General features: G+C 33.0%; 16 protein-coding genes and 1 pseudogene. 12 read left to right on the top strand and 5 right to left on the bottom strand.

Annotated elements, in window-relative coordinates:
- The first annotated feature begins 15 nt into the window (after positions 1 to 15).
- The 8 genes from AC6BKE_RS08340 (at position 16) to AC6BKE_RS08375 (ending at position 7,992) form a co-directional block, all read left to right on the top strand.
- A complete protein-coding gene (locus AC6BKE_RS08340) occupies positions 16 to 864 on the top strand; it encodes a multicopper oxidase family protein (protein ID WP_499856470.1) in 849 nt (282 codons plus the stop codon).
- Positions 865 to 1,543: 679 nt separating this feature from the next.
- Complete coding sequence (locus tag AC6BKE_RS08345; RefSeq protein ID WP_009374053.1) at positions 1,544 to 2,377, top strand: heteromeric transposase endonuclease subunit TnsA; 834 nt, start codon at positions 1,544 to 1,546, stop codon at positions 2,375 to 2,377.
- Positions 2,358 to 2,876 (top strand): hypothetical protein, encoded by a 519-nt coding sequence (locus AC6BKE_RS08350; RefSeq protein ID WP_499856471.1) that lies wholly within the window; start codon positions 2,358 to 2,360, stop codon positions 2,874 to 2,876. Before AC6BKE_RS08345 ends, AC6BKE_RS08350 begins: the two co-directional genes overlap by 20 nt.
- A 43-nt stretch (positions 2,877 to 2,919) precedes the next feature.
- The gene (locus AC6BKE_RS08355) at positions 2,920 to 4,107 is read left to right on the top strand and encodes a TnsB C-terminal domain-containing protein (protein WP_499858298.1); all 1,188 of its coding nucleotides are present in this window, start codon (positions 2,920 to 2,922) and stop codon (positions 4,105 to 4,107) included.
- A gap of 93 nt (positions 4,108 to 4,200) precedes the next feature.
- On the top strand, positions 4,201 to 4,506 hold the full coding sequence (locus AC6BKE_RS08360) for a hypothetical protein (protein ID WP_499856472.1): 306 nt from the start codon (positions 4,201 to 4,203) through the stop codon (positions 4,504 to 4,506).
- Positions 4,503 to 6,131: an ATP-binding protein gene (locus AC6BKE_RS08365; RefSeq protein WP_036079781.1), complete on the top strand. Its 1,629-nt coding sequence runs from the start codon at positions 4,503 to 4,505 to the stop codon at positions 6,129 to 6,131. Before AC6BKE_RS08360 ends, AC6BKE_RS08365 begins: the two co-directional genes overlap by 4 nt.
- Before the next feature lie 19 nt (positions 6,132 to 6,150).
- On the top strand, positions 6,151 to 6,657 hold the full coding sequence (locus tag AC6BKE_RS08370; protein WP_499856473.1) for a TniQ family protein: 507 nt from the start codon (positions 6,151 to 6,153) through the stop codon (positions 6,655 to 6,657).
- Between the two features lie 204 nt (positions 6,658 to 6,861).
- Entirely contained in the window at positions 6,862 to 7,992 is a 1,131-nt protein-coding gene (locus AC6BKE_RS08375) for a TnsD family Tn7-like transposition protein (protein ID WP_499858299.1), read from the top strand.
- Positions 7,993 to 8,088: 96 nt separating this feature from the next.
- Here AC6BKE_RS08375 and AC6BKE_RS08380 read toward each other — a convergent pair.
- Positions 8,089 to 8,202, bottom strand: a pseudogene (locus tag AC6BKE_RS08380) (cytochrome c biogenesis protein CcdA); the annotation flags it as partial.
- A 337-nt stretch (positions 8,203 to 8,539) separates the two neighbouring features.
- On the opposite strand from AC6BKE_RS08380, the gene AC6BKE_RS08385 reads away from it, so the two are divergent.
- From AC6BKE_RS08385 to AC6BKE_RS08395, 3 genes are all read left to right on the top strand, one after another.
- Positions 8,540 to 9,112, top strand: a complete 573-nt coding sequence (locus AC6BKE_RS08385; protein WP_009374044.1) for a DeoR family transcriptional regulator — start codon at positions 8,540 to 8,542, stop codon at positions 9,110 to 9,112.
- A 14-nt stretch (positions 9,113 to 9,126) separates the two neighbouring features.
- Positions 9,127 to 9,681, top strand: coding sequence for an urease accessory protein UreH domain-containing protein (locus AC6BKE_RS08390; protein WP_499856474.1), 555 nt, complete (start codon positions 9,127 to 9,129; stop codon positions 9,679 to 9,681).
- Positions 9,682 to 9,894: 213 nt separating this feature from the next.
- On the top strand, positions 9,895 to 10,779 hold the full coding sequence (locus tag AC6BKE_RS08395) for a cupredoxin domain-containing protein (RefSeq protein ID WP_499855430.1): 885 nt from the start codon (positions 9,895 to 9,897) through the stop codon (positions 10,777 to 10,779).
- A 75-nt stretch (positions 10,780 to 10,854) separates the two neighbouring features.
- On the opposite strand, the gene AC6BKE_RS08400 is transcribed toward AC6BKE_RS08395, so the two are convergent.
- The 4 genes from AC6BKE_RS08400 to AC6BKE_RS08415 all read right to left on the bottom strand — a co-directional run bounded on the left by AC6BKE_RS08400 (position 10,855) and on the right by AC6BKE_RS08415 (position 14,316).
- Positions 10,855 to 11,469 carry a methyltransferase family protein gene (locus tag AC6BKE_RS08400; RefSeq protein ID WP_009374040.1) on the bottom strand — a complete coding sequence of 205 codons (615 nt, stop codon included), beginning with the start codon at positions 11,467 to 11,469 and terminating at the stop codon, positions 10,855 to 10,857.
- Between the two features lie 114 nt (positions 11,470 to 11,583).
- On the bottom strand, positions 11,584 to 12,054 hold the full coding sequence (locus AC6BKE_RS08405) for an HAD-IC family P-type ATPase (protein WP_499856475.1): 471 nt from the start codon (positions 12,052 to 12,054) through the stop codon (positions 11,584 to 11,586).
- Complete coding sequence (locus AC6BKE_RS08410) at positions 12,048 to 13,961, bottom strand: heavy metal translocating P-type ATPase (RefSeq protein WP_499856476.1); 1,914 nt, start codon at positions 13,959 to 13,961, stop codon at positions 12,048 to 12,050. Before AC6BKE_RS08410 ends, AC6BKE_RS08405 begins: the two co-directional genes overlap by 7 nt.
- Positions 13,954 to 14,316 (bottom strand): ArsR/SmtB family transcription factor, encoded by a 363-nt coding sequence (locus tag AC6BKE_RS08415; protein WP_009374036.1) that lies wholly within the window; start codon positions 14,314 to 14,316, stop codon positions 13,954 to 13,956. The genes AC6BKE_RS08410 and AC6BKE_RS08415 overlap by 8 nt, the downstream gene beginning before the upstream one ends.
- A 399-nt stretch (positions 14,317 to 14,715) precedes the next feature.
- On the opposite strand from AC6BKE_RS08415, the gene AC6BKE_RS08420 reads away from it, so the two are divergent.
- Positions 14,716 to 15,780: a flavin-containing monooxygenase gene (locus AC6BKE_RS08420; RefSeq protein ID WP_009374035.1), complete on the top strand. Its 1,065-nt coding sequence runs from the start codon at positions 14,716 to 14,718 to the stop codon at positions 15,778 to 15,780.
- The last annotated feature ends 9 nt before the right edge of the window (positions 15,781 to 15,789 follow it).

The raw sequence follows: 15,789 nt of genomic DNA on the forward strand, positions 1-15,789 counted from the left end.
CCAAATGAATATGGTGTGAATGATTTTCCATTAGTATTCCAAGATAGACAATTTACTGAAGAAAAGCAATTAAATTATCAAGCAGTCCTTAATGAAGATGGTACAATTGGAGATACTTTATTAATTAATGGTACGTTGAATCCTAAACTTACAGTTGGTAAAGAAAAAGTAAGACTTCGTTTATTAAACGGTTCTAATGCTCGTAATTATACTTTTAAATTGAATACCGGAGATACATTCCAACAAATTGCTACTGATGGTGGTTTCTTAAATCAACCAACTGATATGAAAGAAATTACCTTAACACCAGGTGAGCGAGCAGAGGTAATAGTGGACTTTTCAAAAATGGATGACAAGACTGATATAGCATTAATAAATGATGAAGGTACTACCCTTTTACCATTTAAAATTGAACAAAAGACTACAAGTACAAGTAAAATTTCAGAAAAATTAAATGATTTTAGTGTTACTGAAGAAGAGAAAAATTTACCAGTTTCTAAGAAGCTTGAACTATTTGGTATGGGGACAATGGTTTCTATAAATGGAAACCAGTTTGATATGAATCGCATTGATTTCACTCAAAAGCAGGGTGAGACTGAAATTTGGGAAATTTATAATAAACCTGATATGATGGGTGGTATGACACATCCTTTCCACATACATGGCACTCAATTTAAAATCGTGTCGATTGATGGTCAAGAACCTCCTTTAAATTTAAAAGGGTGGAAGGATACTGTCTCAATTGAAGCTGGTCAAACAGTTAAATTAGCAGTGAAGTTTAATAATAAGGGCATATACATGTTCCACTGCCATGTCCTTGAACATGAAGAAAATGGTATGATGGGGCAAGTTGAAGTAAATTAAATATAAATAGATTATTAAAACCTCCAAATACCATGGAGGTTTTTTTATTGGTTTCTATTACATAACTCTTATATCTAGGGTTATTGGTCGTGGTTCATATTAAATAACCTACCCTATAGAAATACTCAATCTTTTTCTAAAATTTCAATTGAAATTTTTAACAACTTAACAACATTTTTATTTAGTTAATACAAAAGAATACCTTAATGATTTTATGTATTTTTTGTCCCTTTAATGGAAATGAATATAAATAAAATGAAAGGTAATATTTATGGAATTTTATAAAGAGATTGAAATCTACTGTTATAAGTGTCGTAAAAAGACCATTTTTACATGTAAGGATTTGCATAATAAAATCGGTGTTGACAGTCATTGTAGTGAGTGTATTGGGATTTGGTTTGAATGGCAAAATCGAGCGGTAGAAAGAGAATTGGAGAAGTGGATTGTATATAATCAAGGGCTGTTAAAAACATAATGTGAATCGAAGAAAGTATAGTATTTTTCTTACTAAAATTAGCAAACGTCCACTCTTTAAAGGACGTTTTTTATGTGTAAACGATTGTAATATAAATACTTTTATAAAATGGAATAAATTAAACTACAAGTAAGTCAAAAAGTTATAATAATTTTAGAAATTATTTTTTTGAACCATAATTATGTCGACGAGGCGGTGCTTTACATGTCTAAAAGGAAATACGGTTGGTCTGAGAAAAAAAGAAATGACTATATTAAAGAAGGACGAGGTCAAGGGGAACTATCAAATTATATACCTTGGATTAAAATACAAGATATATCGTCACAAGGAAATGCTTCTCGATTAATAGGGTGGACCGCAAAGAGACAGCATGAATTGTTGTCTAACTTGGAAAGAGACTTTTTTCTCTTATTAGATTGGGAAGATACAGTGGTAGACATAAGAGAACAGTTTCCTTTAAATGTTGAAACAACTATTCGTATAGCTGAAGAGAAAGGAATTAAGCACTCTAAAGATAATAGTTCAGGTATACCGATAGATATGACAACAGATTTCTTTATAACAGTAGTAAAAAACTCTGAAAGAAAATATATCGCTAGAACTGTAAAACCAAGTGAACAACTTGAAGATAAACGAGTAATTGAAAAGTTTGAAATTGAACGAGAGTATTGGGAGATACAAGGAATAAGTTGGGGGGTCATAACTGAAAAGGAAATTCCTAAACAACTAGCAAACAATATTCTATGGATACATAAATCTTATTATTTAGCAGAAGAAGATATAAGCTATTCTACTTTATTATTGCATTTATTGATTTTAAAAAAAGATAGCGAAGAGAGTTTATTAGTAGTTTGTAATAAATTTGATGAGGATTATAACTTAGAAACAGGCTCATCTTTAAGTTATATAAAACATTTTATAGCTCGAAAATATATTTCGATTGATATGAGTAAGAAAATTAACCCAAGCAATCTAACTTTAGATCAAATTATTATGAATGTTTCTAAGGAGGATAACATTGATTACAATATCAGTTAATGAATTAATTAAAGACTTGACGTGTAATAAAGTATATCGTCTACTTTGGATTGATGAAAGTAACATCGTTACATATGCAATTGATATAGAAGATTCCAATGCCTTACCATTCCTTTTAAAAGTTAAAGATATACATCAAGGATTTATAGAAAATTCATACTCCAAATTCGAATCTGATCACACAAACATACTAATTAACCACATTAATTTACCTGAGGGAATGAAACAAAAGAGAGACACAGCGTGGGCAATTATCAAAAACTTAGTGAATGATGAACCTTCAATTTATAAGAAAAAAGAACGTGGGCAGCTAATAAATGAACTTGTAAATAATAAAGTATGTACAAAAATGACTGCTTATAAATATTTGAGAAAGTACTGGCAGAGAGGAAAAACTATGAATAGTTTGCTTCCGGATTATAGTAACTCTGGAGGTAAGGGAAGAAATAAAAAAAGTGGTACTTTGAAAGGGGAAAACCTAGAACCACTAACAGTGTAGGATAAATGTAACCGATGAAACAAGGGAAATATTTCGTAAATCGATTAAAAGGTACTATTTTACAAGCAAGAGAAACTCATTGTCATTCGCATATAAAATGATGATAAAGGAGTTCTATGCAGATGAAGTTCGTTACGAAAACGGAACAAAATATATAGTAATACAGGATGAAAATAAAATTCCTTCATTAAGACAATTTAGATATTGGCACAACAAAGAATTTGGTATTGAACAAAAAATAGTAAGTCGAGAAGGTGAGAAAAAATTTGAACGAGATCATCGAGCAATATTAGGATCTTCAACTTATGAAGTCATGGGGCCAGGATCACGATATCAAATAGATGCGACTATTGGTAATGTGTATCTGGTATCTAGTTTTAATTCTGATTATATTGTAGGTAAACCAATTATATATTTTGTGGTGGACGTATATACACATATGATTACAGGAATGTATATCGGATTTGAAGGTCCTTCTTGGGCAGGAATGATGATGGCAATAGCAAATGCAGCATCAGATAAAAAGGAATATTGCAGTAGATATGGTATAGAAATTTCAAATGAAATGTGGCCATCTGCGCATCTTCCTGAAATTATTCTAGGGGATAGAGGTGAGTTGGAGGGATATAACGTGAATAGTTTAATTGAAGGGTTGGATTTGGTAGTGGAGAATAATCCTGCTTTTCGACCAGATTGGAAGGGAATTGTGGAAAAATTGTTCGATACTTCACAAAGTAAAATAAAGCCGTTCTTACCAGGTTACATACAGAGTGATTTTAGGGAACGTGGGGCTAGTGATTATCGTTTAGAAGCTAAGTTAACTATAGATCAATATACAAAAATTCTAATCAATTTTGTTTTATTTTATAACAAAAATCACTATATGAAGGATTATCTAAGAGATGAGCAGATGATACGGGAAAATGTAAAACCGACTCCTCTTAAACTCTGGAATTGGGGCATTAAAAATAGAGCAGGTAAGCTAAGGAAGGAACATCCTAATACTATAAAGTTTTACTTATTGCCACGAGATACAGCTACAGTAACCTCAAAGGGAATAAAGTTTAAAAATAGGTTATTTAGCTGTGAAACAGCTATAAAGGAATCTTGGTTTGTACAAGCTAGAACAAAGAAAAGTTGGACAGTTGATATTTCATACGATCCTCGAAACATGGACATTATTTATCTGCACATTAATGATAAATCACTTTTGAAAGTTGCTTCCTTTTAGATCATCAGGAGAGATACAAAAATAAAGTACTTGAAGAAATTGAACAATTATTAATGATTGAACAAAGACACATATAAAATTGAAAGTCATAGTTTGTTACAAGAAGAAATTAATTTTTATTCTAAAATTGAAGGAATAGTGGATGAGGCAATTAAGACACCAAATCAAGATGAAAATAATAAAATCACTAAAACGGAAAAAATAAAAAATATTAGAGAAAATCGGGAAGTTGAAAAAAGTTTACGAAGAGAGTATGAGGCATTTCAAATAGGTGTAACTGAGATTGATAATGATAAAAACATTATTTCTTTTGCACCTTCTGAGCAGAAAGATGAAAAAACTGAAACATCTACGATAATGGAATTATTTAAAAAGCAAAGAAGGAAGAAGAAGGAATGAAAAATGGGAAGACAATTGAATTAGAGAGTGGTATTGAAGTTCTATTGGCAGAGTATCGTGAACAAGAAATAATTGATTATAAAGGGAATCCCCTTATTGAAGCGTTACCTCCGATACTCTCTAAAGAAGAAGCGTTTGATCAACTTAGCTTTATACCTATGTTTCATAATAGTGAAAGAAATTTATCAAGTCATCATCGTTACCATGCTTTACTAAGATTATCAAGATTTTATCAGCCTATAAATCAAACCTTAAATCTAGAACAGCGTTTTTCAGGTTTCATTAGGTATGGATATGTTAATCGAAATCCATTACATAAAAAACATGTTCAAGCATTACTTGATTTACACAACAAGCTTGTTAATAAAGAGGAAATTGGATTACCGCCAGATATACGTTCTTCTGCTTCAAGTTTCACTTTAATGGGATATCCAGGAATAGGTAAAACATCTGCGATAGAAAGGGTACTATCTCTTTATCCGCAAGTAATATTGCATCAAAATCCAATCAATTTGATTCAAATTGTATGGTTAAAATTGGATTGTCCACATGATGGATCATTAAAAACTCTTTGTATGGACTTTTTCAAAAAAGTTGATTCGTTGACAGGTACTAATTATTTTGAAAAGTATGGTAAGCCATCAAATTCAGTTAGTTCAATGGTAACTCGTATGGGGCAAGTCGCTCGTTTACACTCAATAGGCGCTCTAATCATTGATGAGGTTCAGCACTCGTTATCTGCATCAGGTGCTGCATCAGAAATGATGATGAATTTTTTTGTAACGCTAGTGAATGAAATAGGAGTACCAGTAATGTTTATTGGAACCATGAAAGCCAAGGCATTATTACAAAAGGATTTCAGACAAGCACGTAGAAGCAGTGGCCAAGGCGACATGGTATGGCAGCAAATGAAACAAGATGATGATTGGGAAGTATTAATCACAAGTATGTGGGATTATCAGTGGACGAATGAATATACGGAACTGACAGAAGAATTATTAAACACGATTTACGAAGAGAGCCAAGGAATTGTGGATGTTGCTGTTAAGTTGTATTTACTCGCACAAGCGAGGGCAATCAATTCTGGCCTTGAAAAAATAACCCCTAAACTTATACAAAAGGTAGTGAAAGAAGATTTGAAACTTCTTCAACCTATGTTGGAGGCTCTTAAATCCGGAAATCAAAGCGACATTGCAAAATACGAAGATATTGTTCCAATGGATATTGAAGATTATATTCTAAATAGATTGCCAGTATTAGACCTTAAGGCCAGGGTTCAGGCGAAAAAAGAAAAGATGGCACAAGATCGTACAAATAAAGAACTTCCAATACTAGAAAAATTAATCCTATCCTTAATTAATTTAGATGTTTCAGAAAAAATTGCTGAAAACGCTGCTAAATATGCACTGAAAAATTCACCTGAGTCAACAATTCCACAACTAATGACTCTATCACTCCAATACATTGAGGGAAAGAAAGAAAAGAAAAATGAAGCGAAAGGCAATATTTCAGTAAATAAACTTCAATCAATAGTTGATATAGGAAAGAAGAATAAACGCTCTGCTTATGAGGCATTATGTGAAGAAGGATATATTAAAAATCCTTTAGATGACTTAATAATGTAAGGGTGTGTAAATAAAATAGATGTTAGCATTTTTTCCTTCAATTTATAAAGATGAACTATTATATAGTGTGTTGGCTAGATACCATAAACGTTCAGGGAATTTAAGTAATAAACATTCAACTTTAGATTTGTTTGGAAAAAAGAAAGCATATATTATTCCTGATTTACCTACTGATTTAGAGATATTATTAGAAAAAGTAAATCCTTTTTTAAATTCGAGTATTGATGAATGGATAAATTATCATACATTGTATAACTACTATACAAATTTTACTTCAAAAGAAATAAAACAGAGTGTTCGAAATAAAATGTTATATGGCTGTGGCAATACTTCCTTGCATTATTCAACAGGTCAAATGGCTGGGACAGTAAAAGAGCCTATGTATTTTCGCTATTGTCCTAACTGCTTTGAAGAAGATATTCAAGTGAATGGAGAAACATATTGGCGGACATATCACCAATTACCAAGTGTATTTATTTGTTTAAAGCATTCTGTCTTGCTTGTAGACAAGTTCAATCTTAATTAGGCAAGGAAACTCTTCGTATTTTTATTCAAACATTGAAAACAGTTTAGAGAAGGGCAATAAAAGTGATGTTTCAAAAGTAAACTTTGATTTGCTACGTCATTTTGCTGTAGAAAGTAGCAACTTAAATCAAAAGGATTATAAATTTGATCAGTTAAATTTATTAGAGATTTATCATTACCTATTGGATCGCGAAGGGTATGTAAAATCAAACGGCACAATGAACAAAGGCGATTAGAAGAAGACTTTATTAAGAAGTTTAAGGTCGATTTTTTAATATTGATGCAATCATTTCCAAGTGGTGTAGAAGGACAGTGTTGGTTAAGGGCAATAACAAGAAAACATCGAAAGTCTTTTCATCCTGTACGGCATTTACTGTTCATTTATTTTTTAGGTGAATCGGTTGATACAATTGAACAGTATGCAAATAAACGATATAGTCCATTTGGTGAAGAGCCATATCTATGTTTGAATCCTGCGGCAGAACACTTTCTACAGCCTGTAATAACTAATTTAAAGGTTACTCGTTGCTATGATACTAAAAGGCCGGTAGGAACCTTCTCCTGTGCCTGTGGCTTTGTTTATTCTCGTAAGGGGCCAGATAAAACAGAAGAGGATAAAACAAATATAGGGCGTATTAAGATGTTAGGTGATACTTGGTTGAGCAAACTCCATCAATTGGTTGAAATAGAACAGTTGAGTTATAAAGCATGCTCAAAAATATTAAAAGTCGACACCAAAACAATTATTAAGTATTCTAAGCAAAGAAATAGTAAGCCTATGAACAAGGAAAATCATATTAAAAGTGATTTGAAGCAAAAATGGATTGATTTAATTAACCAATACCCCATATTATCAAGAACAGAACTTAGAAAAAAAGACCCATCACTTTATATGCGAATTTATAGAAATGATAAGGAATGGTTAAAGGAACATTCCCCAGTTGTTAAAGTAAATAGGGTTACTAATAAAAGAGTTGATTGGGTACAGAGAGACCTTCACATCTTGGGCATGGTAAAAAAAGCAGTGGAAGATATAAGTGCTAAAGAAAAACCAGTTAGAATAACCGTAAGCAGTATAGGTAAAATGATTAATAATAAATCGTTGTTAGAAAAAAGAGTAAATAAACTGCCCAATACGATGAAGTATATTGAGAGTGTTAAAGAAAATACGACCAATTTTCAAAAGAGGCGTATTAGTTGGGCTATAGATCAATTAAAAGATGAAGAACTTGAAGTTTGGAAAATAATGCGAAAAGCAGGAATCAGTGAAAGATTTTATTCTGGGTTAGAGATAGAAATAAAAAGGCAGATAATAAGTGCGAAGCAAAAATTCTGATATAAAGAATGATACCAAAAAGCCGTGTTCATAGCTGAAAACACGGCTTTTTTTGTTGTAGTCATAATGGTGTTGTTCATCTTTGAAATCGAAAAATTAAAATCCTGTGAATCCACCAAAGAAGGGAGTAAACCAAGCAATAATTTTTGTCATCATGTCAAAATAGAGTAGCACACCCATTACTATCATTAACCATCCACCAATGCTCATAATGAGATGACTTTTTGTCTGGAAAAAGACGTTGCATGCTGTGCAAATCATATTGACTAGAAGAACTTGAACAGTGAACAAGTTTGTAATCAAAGCAATATTTATTCTTCTATTTAGCAACAGAAGCACAGTAATTGAAACTACTGTGCTTCTGTTTTTTAGTTCAATACATACTATGCAACCTCTCATATTCATGTGGGGGGAGCATCTACAGAAGATTTTATAGATAATTGACATAACTATGTAACAAAATATCCCGAGGTTTATATTGATTATTCTAATTGCTGTAATAAAATGATGTTATATCTTGTTAAGTTATAACATTCAGGAGGAAACTATGCTTTCAGAGAGACAACAACTTATACGTGACATGATTCTATATAGACACAATTTGAAAATCTCAGAATTAAGTCAAACACTTGAGGTATCAGAGATGACAATACATCGAGATATAAAACCTCTGATTGAAGAAGGGCTTATTATGAAGACATATGGTGGGATTACACTTATAAGGGATCAATCTATACATCGTGTTGAGGAAGACGAGTGTGTGTATTGTCATCGTAAGTGTGATGATCGATTGGTTTACAGGATAATTCTTTTAAATGGAGAACGTGAAAATGCTTGTTGCAGCCATTGTGGAATACTGCGGCATCGACAGTTAGGTGATGAGGTAGCACAAGCAATTTGTACCGATTTTTTAACAGGGACAACGATTAGCGCTCATCTAGCTTGGTTTGTTTTAGACACTACTGTCCATATTCGTTGTTGTTACCCACAAGTGTTGGTATTTGAGACTAAAGAATATGCAGAGAACTTTGTAAAAGGATTCGGAGGTAAAGTCCTTACATTTTCCGAAATAATGAAATCATTTCCTCAACACCTTAAATTGTCCTGTAAGAACAGTTGAAGAGGGGAATTTAAATGAATGAGGTACTTCTTCAGATACATGTGTGGTTAAGTCAGTTAGCCAATTTAGTAGCAGAACCAATTTATACATTAGCACTAAAACTAGATGTATGGGGAATGAAGGCTTTCTTATTAGGGTTGGTTGGGGCAACTGCACCATGTCAACTTACATCTAATTCTACTGCTGTTGCTTTGATTACATATGAGACTGAAAAAAATAAAAGGTGGTTGAATGTAGGGAGTTATATTACAGGCAAATCTTTAGTGTACATATTGTTAGGCATAATGTCTGTATTCATCGGTAGTACAGTTGCTGATATTCCTTTCATTGGAACAATGTTTTTCCGTAAATTATTTGGCCTTACTCTTATTCTAATTGGATTAGCTCTCCTTGGAAATATTTCAGTACATTCCTCTGCATCACAACGTATCTTCCAAAAAGTCCAAAAAGGATTGAAATTGAAAAATACATCTCTTTCTTTTGGGTTGGCTATGGGTTTTTTATTCTGTCCCTACGTTGTTTTGGTTATTTTTTGTCTTGTTATTGCCGACAGGAAATGGAGAATTTAATTTGATAGGTCCCATTTTTTTTGCAATTGGAACAGCAATGCCACTCATTTTATATGTGATACTACTGACTATTAGTGAACGGTTATTAAATCCAATGAAGAAGACTTTGTATTCATTCCATAATGTATCAAGGAATATTTCTGCAATCTTCTTTATATTGTCAGGATTATTCGAAACTTTAAATGCTTGGATAGGATAGAAGGGAATTTGTTTATGATATATATATTTAGTTTTAGTATTATTTTTTTGTTAACCGGTTACGTCATTTTTTCTACCTATCGTGCCAAATCGTTCTTATCAGAAATGACTGCTATGATGATTGCAATGGCTGTTTCTATGATGGCTAGCATAGTAGTAGGAACCATATTAGGAGTAATATTAGTAGGGAAAATGACTGTCCCAGTAATCTCCTCAGTACTTTTTGGCATGATAATTGGATATGTTATTGGGCGTCCCTTTAGTTTATTGGCTTCATTAGATGGACTATTAGCAGGTATCATGGGCGGCATGATGGGTGCAATGTTGGGGGTAATGGTTTTTTCTCAAGATCCTGTCGTTATGATGATATTTGTGGATGCAATTTTTATCATTGTCATGATTCTTATATTGAAATTAATTAGACAAGAAGTTAAGGGAACAGATACAATAACGGTAATATCAAATAAAAATAAATGGAGTAAAGTTATTTTTTGTGTAATTGCCGTATTATTAGTTGTTTCTGTTGTATTCTTTAAACCCATTTCTCATTACTTCAGAGATCTTTTGGGTGATACAACTCCGGTTTCAGACGATTCTTCTACAAAAATAAATGAAGTAAAAGCAGAGCAAAAAGACGGTTATCAGGAAGCCGTCATAATGGAAGAGCCATTTGGATATACACCTGAGAATGTAAAAGTAAAAGCTGGAATCCCAGTTCAACTTCATTTTCAAAAGAGTTTTTCAGGTGGATGCTTATCATACTTAATAATAGAGGATTTCCAAATAGAAAAAGATCTTGATAAAGGTGATAACTTGGTCGAATTCACACCAGAAAAACCGGGTATATATACGTTTCATTGTGGAATGAATATGTATTTTGGAAAGATAATAGTTGAATAATGGATAACAACGAAACAAAGCACAGCCATTAAGAGTCTGTGCTTTGTTTTAGTTTCACCTTTAAAATTTCTTTACTTATGTAGATTTAAAAAATAAGTATCGTGGGGTTTTATTCTTATACGAGAGATATTCTACTTTAAGCATATTCTCTAAGTGTTTTTCTTCTTGAAGAATAAGGTTATGAATTGAAACTATATTTAGTAAACAAATAATTAATGTAACTAAGTTAGGGAATGTCAAAAATAGACCTATAAACATTAAATTGAATCCAACAAATGCAGGATTTCGACTATATTTGTATAAACCATTGGTGATTAGCGAGGTTTTTGTTTCTTTATCTATACCAACTCTCCAAGAGGTTTTCATTGTTATCATTGATAAAATAAAAAACAGTAAACCAATGGTAATTGTCATTAATCCAAAGTAATGCATAACCTCATTGGTGAATAGTTTAGGTAAAATATTATCAATCGAATTATCAAATATTGACTCTAAAAGCCATGCAATTCCCCATACGAAAGTTGAAATTTTAACAAACATTTCGGAAGAATCGACGGATGTCCCCTTATTTCCTTTTCCTAACACATTTGCTTTTATCCCTGATTTCTTATTTAGAATAACTAGCTTTAATGAATAGGAAAATAAAAACAAAGCAAACAGAATCAATGAAAAAACATTTACCAGTTCCATTTTTATCTCTTCTTTCTATAATGAATTAAGTGCTATTTTAAGAAAGTAAAGTACTAGAAATAAAAAGATGGACTTTCATATAAAAAGCCCATCTATTGAATAAAGTGCGTTAATTCATTCTTTAACACGCATTAAACGTAAGCTGTTTAATGCTACTAACAATGTTGCTCCCATATCTGAGACAATGGCAATCCAAAGTGTTAGCCAACCTGGAATAACTAATAGTAATGCAGCTAGTTTAATTAAAATGGCAAATGCTATATTTGCCTTGATAATATTTAAGGCCTTACGACTTAGCTTTATTGTAAACGGTAATTTCCGTAGATCATCTGCCATTAAAGCAACATCTGCAGTCTCTAATGCAGTGTCTGTACCAGCACCACCCATGGCGATACCGACTGTAGAAGCTGCTAAAGCAGGAGCATCGTTGACACCATCACCGACCATCGCAACATTGCCATAGTCTTTTCGAAGTTGTTTTATATAGGAAAGTTTGTCTTCAGGCATTAATTCAGCTTGAATTTCAGAAACCCCTACATGATGACCAATTGCATTCGCAGTCCCTTTATTATCACCAGTTAACATGATTGTTTTCTAACACCCATGTTATGCAATTTCTCAATAATTTCTTGGCTAGATTCACGTACCTCATCAGCTACGGCAATGATTGCTTGAATCTCTTTTTCAGTTCCTAATATCATGGCAGTTTTGCCTTCATTTTGTAACTTAAGGATGTTTCCTTCTAAATTCTCTGGAATAGGTACATTTAACTCTTGGAACAATTTTGGGCTACCGATGTAATACAAAGTACCATCTACTTCACCTTTTATTCCTTTGCCAGTAATGGCTGCGAAAGCATCAACGTTGATATTTTTGAATGAAACATTTTCTTCTTCGGCTCTTTTAATAATCGCAGAAGCTAAAGGGTGCTGAGATCGATATTCTAAAGCCGTAATTATGGCTAGAATCTTTTTTGAATCTTTTTGGGTATTCATTACATCAAAGTTTGTAACCACTGGAACACCTTTTGTAAGCGTACCTGTTTTATCAAAAGCAATTGCCTTAAGCGAACCCATTTCCTCTAAATAAATGCCACCTTTAATTAAAACCCCTTTTTTAGCAGCATTACCTATAGCTGAAACAATTGAAATTGGTGTTGAAATAACAAGCGCACATGGACATCCAACTACAAGTACTGATAAACCTTGATAAACCCAAGTTTCCCAACTACCATCGAAGAACAGTGGGGGAACAATTACTACAAGCCCTGCAATGACCATGATAATTGGTGTATAATATTTCGCAAATTTATCAACAAATGCTTGTGAAGGAGCGCGTTCACCTTGAGCTTCTTCAACTAGATGTATAATTTTTGAAATCGTTGTATCTTCAACGTATTTTGTAATTTTAACTTCTAATAAACCCTCTTCATTTAGTGTTCCAGCGAATACCTCATCATCTACTGTTTTTGAAACTGGTACTGATTCCCCTGTAATAGCTGCTTGGTTGACTGCAGAAAGACCGCTAACCACGATGCCATCCATTGCAATTTTTTGCCCAGGTATAACAATCATAATATCGCCAATCTCTATATCATCTACGTGTACCATGATTTCTTGACCATTTCGACGAATTAAAGCTTCTTTTGGTGCAATATCCATTAATGAGCGAATTGATTGACGTGCTTTATCCATTGAATAACGCTCTAAAGCTTCACTAATAGCGAATAGGATAACAACTATGGATGCTTCTGCCCATTCTCCTATAAATGCAGCACCAATGACAGCTACCGTCATTAATGTTTTCATGTCAAAATCAAAGCGAGTTAAATTTTTGAAACCAACTTTGAATAGATTGAAACCACCGATTACAATTGAAGCTATAAATAATAGGGAGGTAATAAGATTTTCTTCACCGTTTACGTATTGAGATAGATAACCGAATACGATAAATAAGCTTGCGTATAAAAGTGTGCTATGTTTTTTGTAAAATGGTACTTTCTTTTCAACTTGCCCCTCACTATTGTCAGAAGATGGAGCTTTAGATCTGTATGAAGGTGTATCCATTGATACTTTTAAATTTTCAAAAGCTCCAGCTTTTTCAAGTTCCGCAATAGTTGTTTCGCCAGTTACGGAAATTTTAGAAGCACCGAAGTTTACTTTTGCATCTTGAACCCCTGGAAGCTCTTTTACATTACGTTCAAATTTACCTGCACAGTTTGCACACGAGAAGCCTTCAATTCTATAGGTAGTATCTGTTTGGGGTGGAGTAACACGTTTTTGTTTTTCTGGCGTTACTTTTAAGTTTTCGAAAGCTCCAGCCTTTTCTAACTCCTCCACGGTCGCATCGCCTGTAACTGATATTTTAGATGCCCCAAAGTTCACCTTTGCATCTTGAACACCAGGTATTTCTTTTACATTACGTTCAAATTTACTTGCACAGTTGGCACAAGAGAAACCGTTCACGCGGAATACCTGTTTTTCCTCAGTCATTAATTTCACCTTCTTTATGTTCTTCAAATGCAACACTGATTAAATTCTTAAAATATGGGTCATGAATAGCGTAATAAACCAATTTCCCTTCTTTACGATATTCAGCTAATCCTAAATTTCGTAGTAAACGCAAATGGTGCGACGCAGTTGCTGTTGTTGACCCAATAATATTAGCGATATCGCAAACACATAATTCATCTTCTAGTGTTAGCGCATAGGCAATTTTTACACGTGTATCATCCGAAAGTGCTTTAAAAACTTTAGCAACATCCATTGATTTTTTTTCTTTTAACTTGTCTTGAACATAGTTTACTTTATCCTCATGAATACAGGTGATTTCACATATTTCTTTCATATATTTTCCTCCAGTTATCATTCAAACGTTCAAACGATTATTTGATTGTTTTTATAATAAACTTAAACATTCAAATAGTCAAACAGTTATTTGAATGTTTTATTTATTTAATGCAATTTATTATTTTTGACCAGAAAAGTATATGCAAAAGCCTAAGCTTGAAAAAAGTTAATTTTTTTGGATATGTATGGAAAAAGAAATGTAGATCATTAAATTAGAGGTTAGCTATTGAATATAATAATTATTAGTTTGAATAATAGTTGCAAATTGCAAATAAAATTGCTATATATATTTATTAAGGATAGAATATTTTTGTGTTTTACTTAGTTTTATTAATTACAGCTATTATTTTTAATGAATTTATATTTGCAAAATGCAAATAATGAAGGGGGATAAAAAATGAAAGGGATTCTTGATACAATCGTTATTGGGGGAGGGCAGGCTGGACTTGCAGCAGGCTATCATTTACTGAAAAAAGGTCTACGATTTTTAATATTAGAAGAAAGTAATCAGATCGGGGGTTCTTGGCCAAATTATTATGACAGTCTTAAATTGTTTTCTCCAGCAGGGTTTTCCTCTATGCCCGGCATGAAGTTTCCTGGAAACCAGAATCTCTATCCGAAAAGGGATGAAGTTATTCGATACTTACAAGATTATAAAAAAAAGTTCCAATTACCTGTTTTAATTAATCAGAGAGTAGATATGATTGAGAAAAATAACATAGGTTTTATTGTTCGAACTGTCACAGGCGATAAATTTCAAGTTAGAACAATCATAAATGCTACAGGCTCATTTAATAATCCTTTTATTCCTAACATTCAAGGAAGAGAAGTCTTTCAAGGGAAAACACTTCACTCTTCAGAATATCGAAATCCACAGCCATATCACAACCAAAGGGTAATCGTAATCGGAGGAGGTAATTCGGCTGTGCAAATTGCTGTTGAATTGTCTAAGGTTAGCCAAACTACTCTTTCAGTACGACAGCCAATAAAATTTGTAAAACAACGTCTACTTGGACGGGACATACACTATTGGTTGAAGGTATTTGGTTTTGATACCTTTCCTTTCTGGCGCTTTGGAAAAACGGCACCCAGATCAAATGCTGTGAATGATATAGGAGGATATAAAGATCGAATTAGTAAGGGGAGTCCGGAACAACGTTTAATGTTTACTTCTTTTTATGAAGATGGAGTTATTTGGCCGGACGGAGAAAGGGAGCCTGTAGATACCATTATCTATGCCACAGGATACAGACCACATTTACCCTATATGAAATTACTTGGTGCATTAGATGGGGAAGGAATGCCTTTACAAAAGGCAGGTATTAGCAGTATCCCTGGATTATATTTTGTGGGACTAGAAGGACAACGATCATTTGCATCTGCAACTTTAAGAGGTGTGGGAGAAGATGCCGAGTATGTTGTGAAAAAGTTACTTCACCACATGAAAAGTAGAAACTTTTGAAGTAGGAAA

The sequence above is a fragment of the Lysinibacillus sp. COL-1 genome (genome assembly GCF_059814265.1).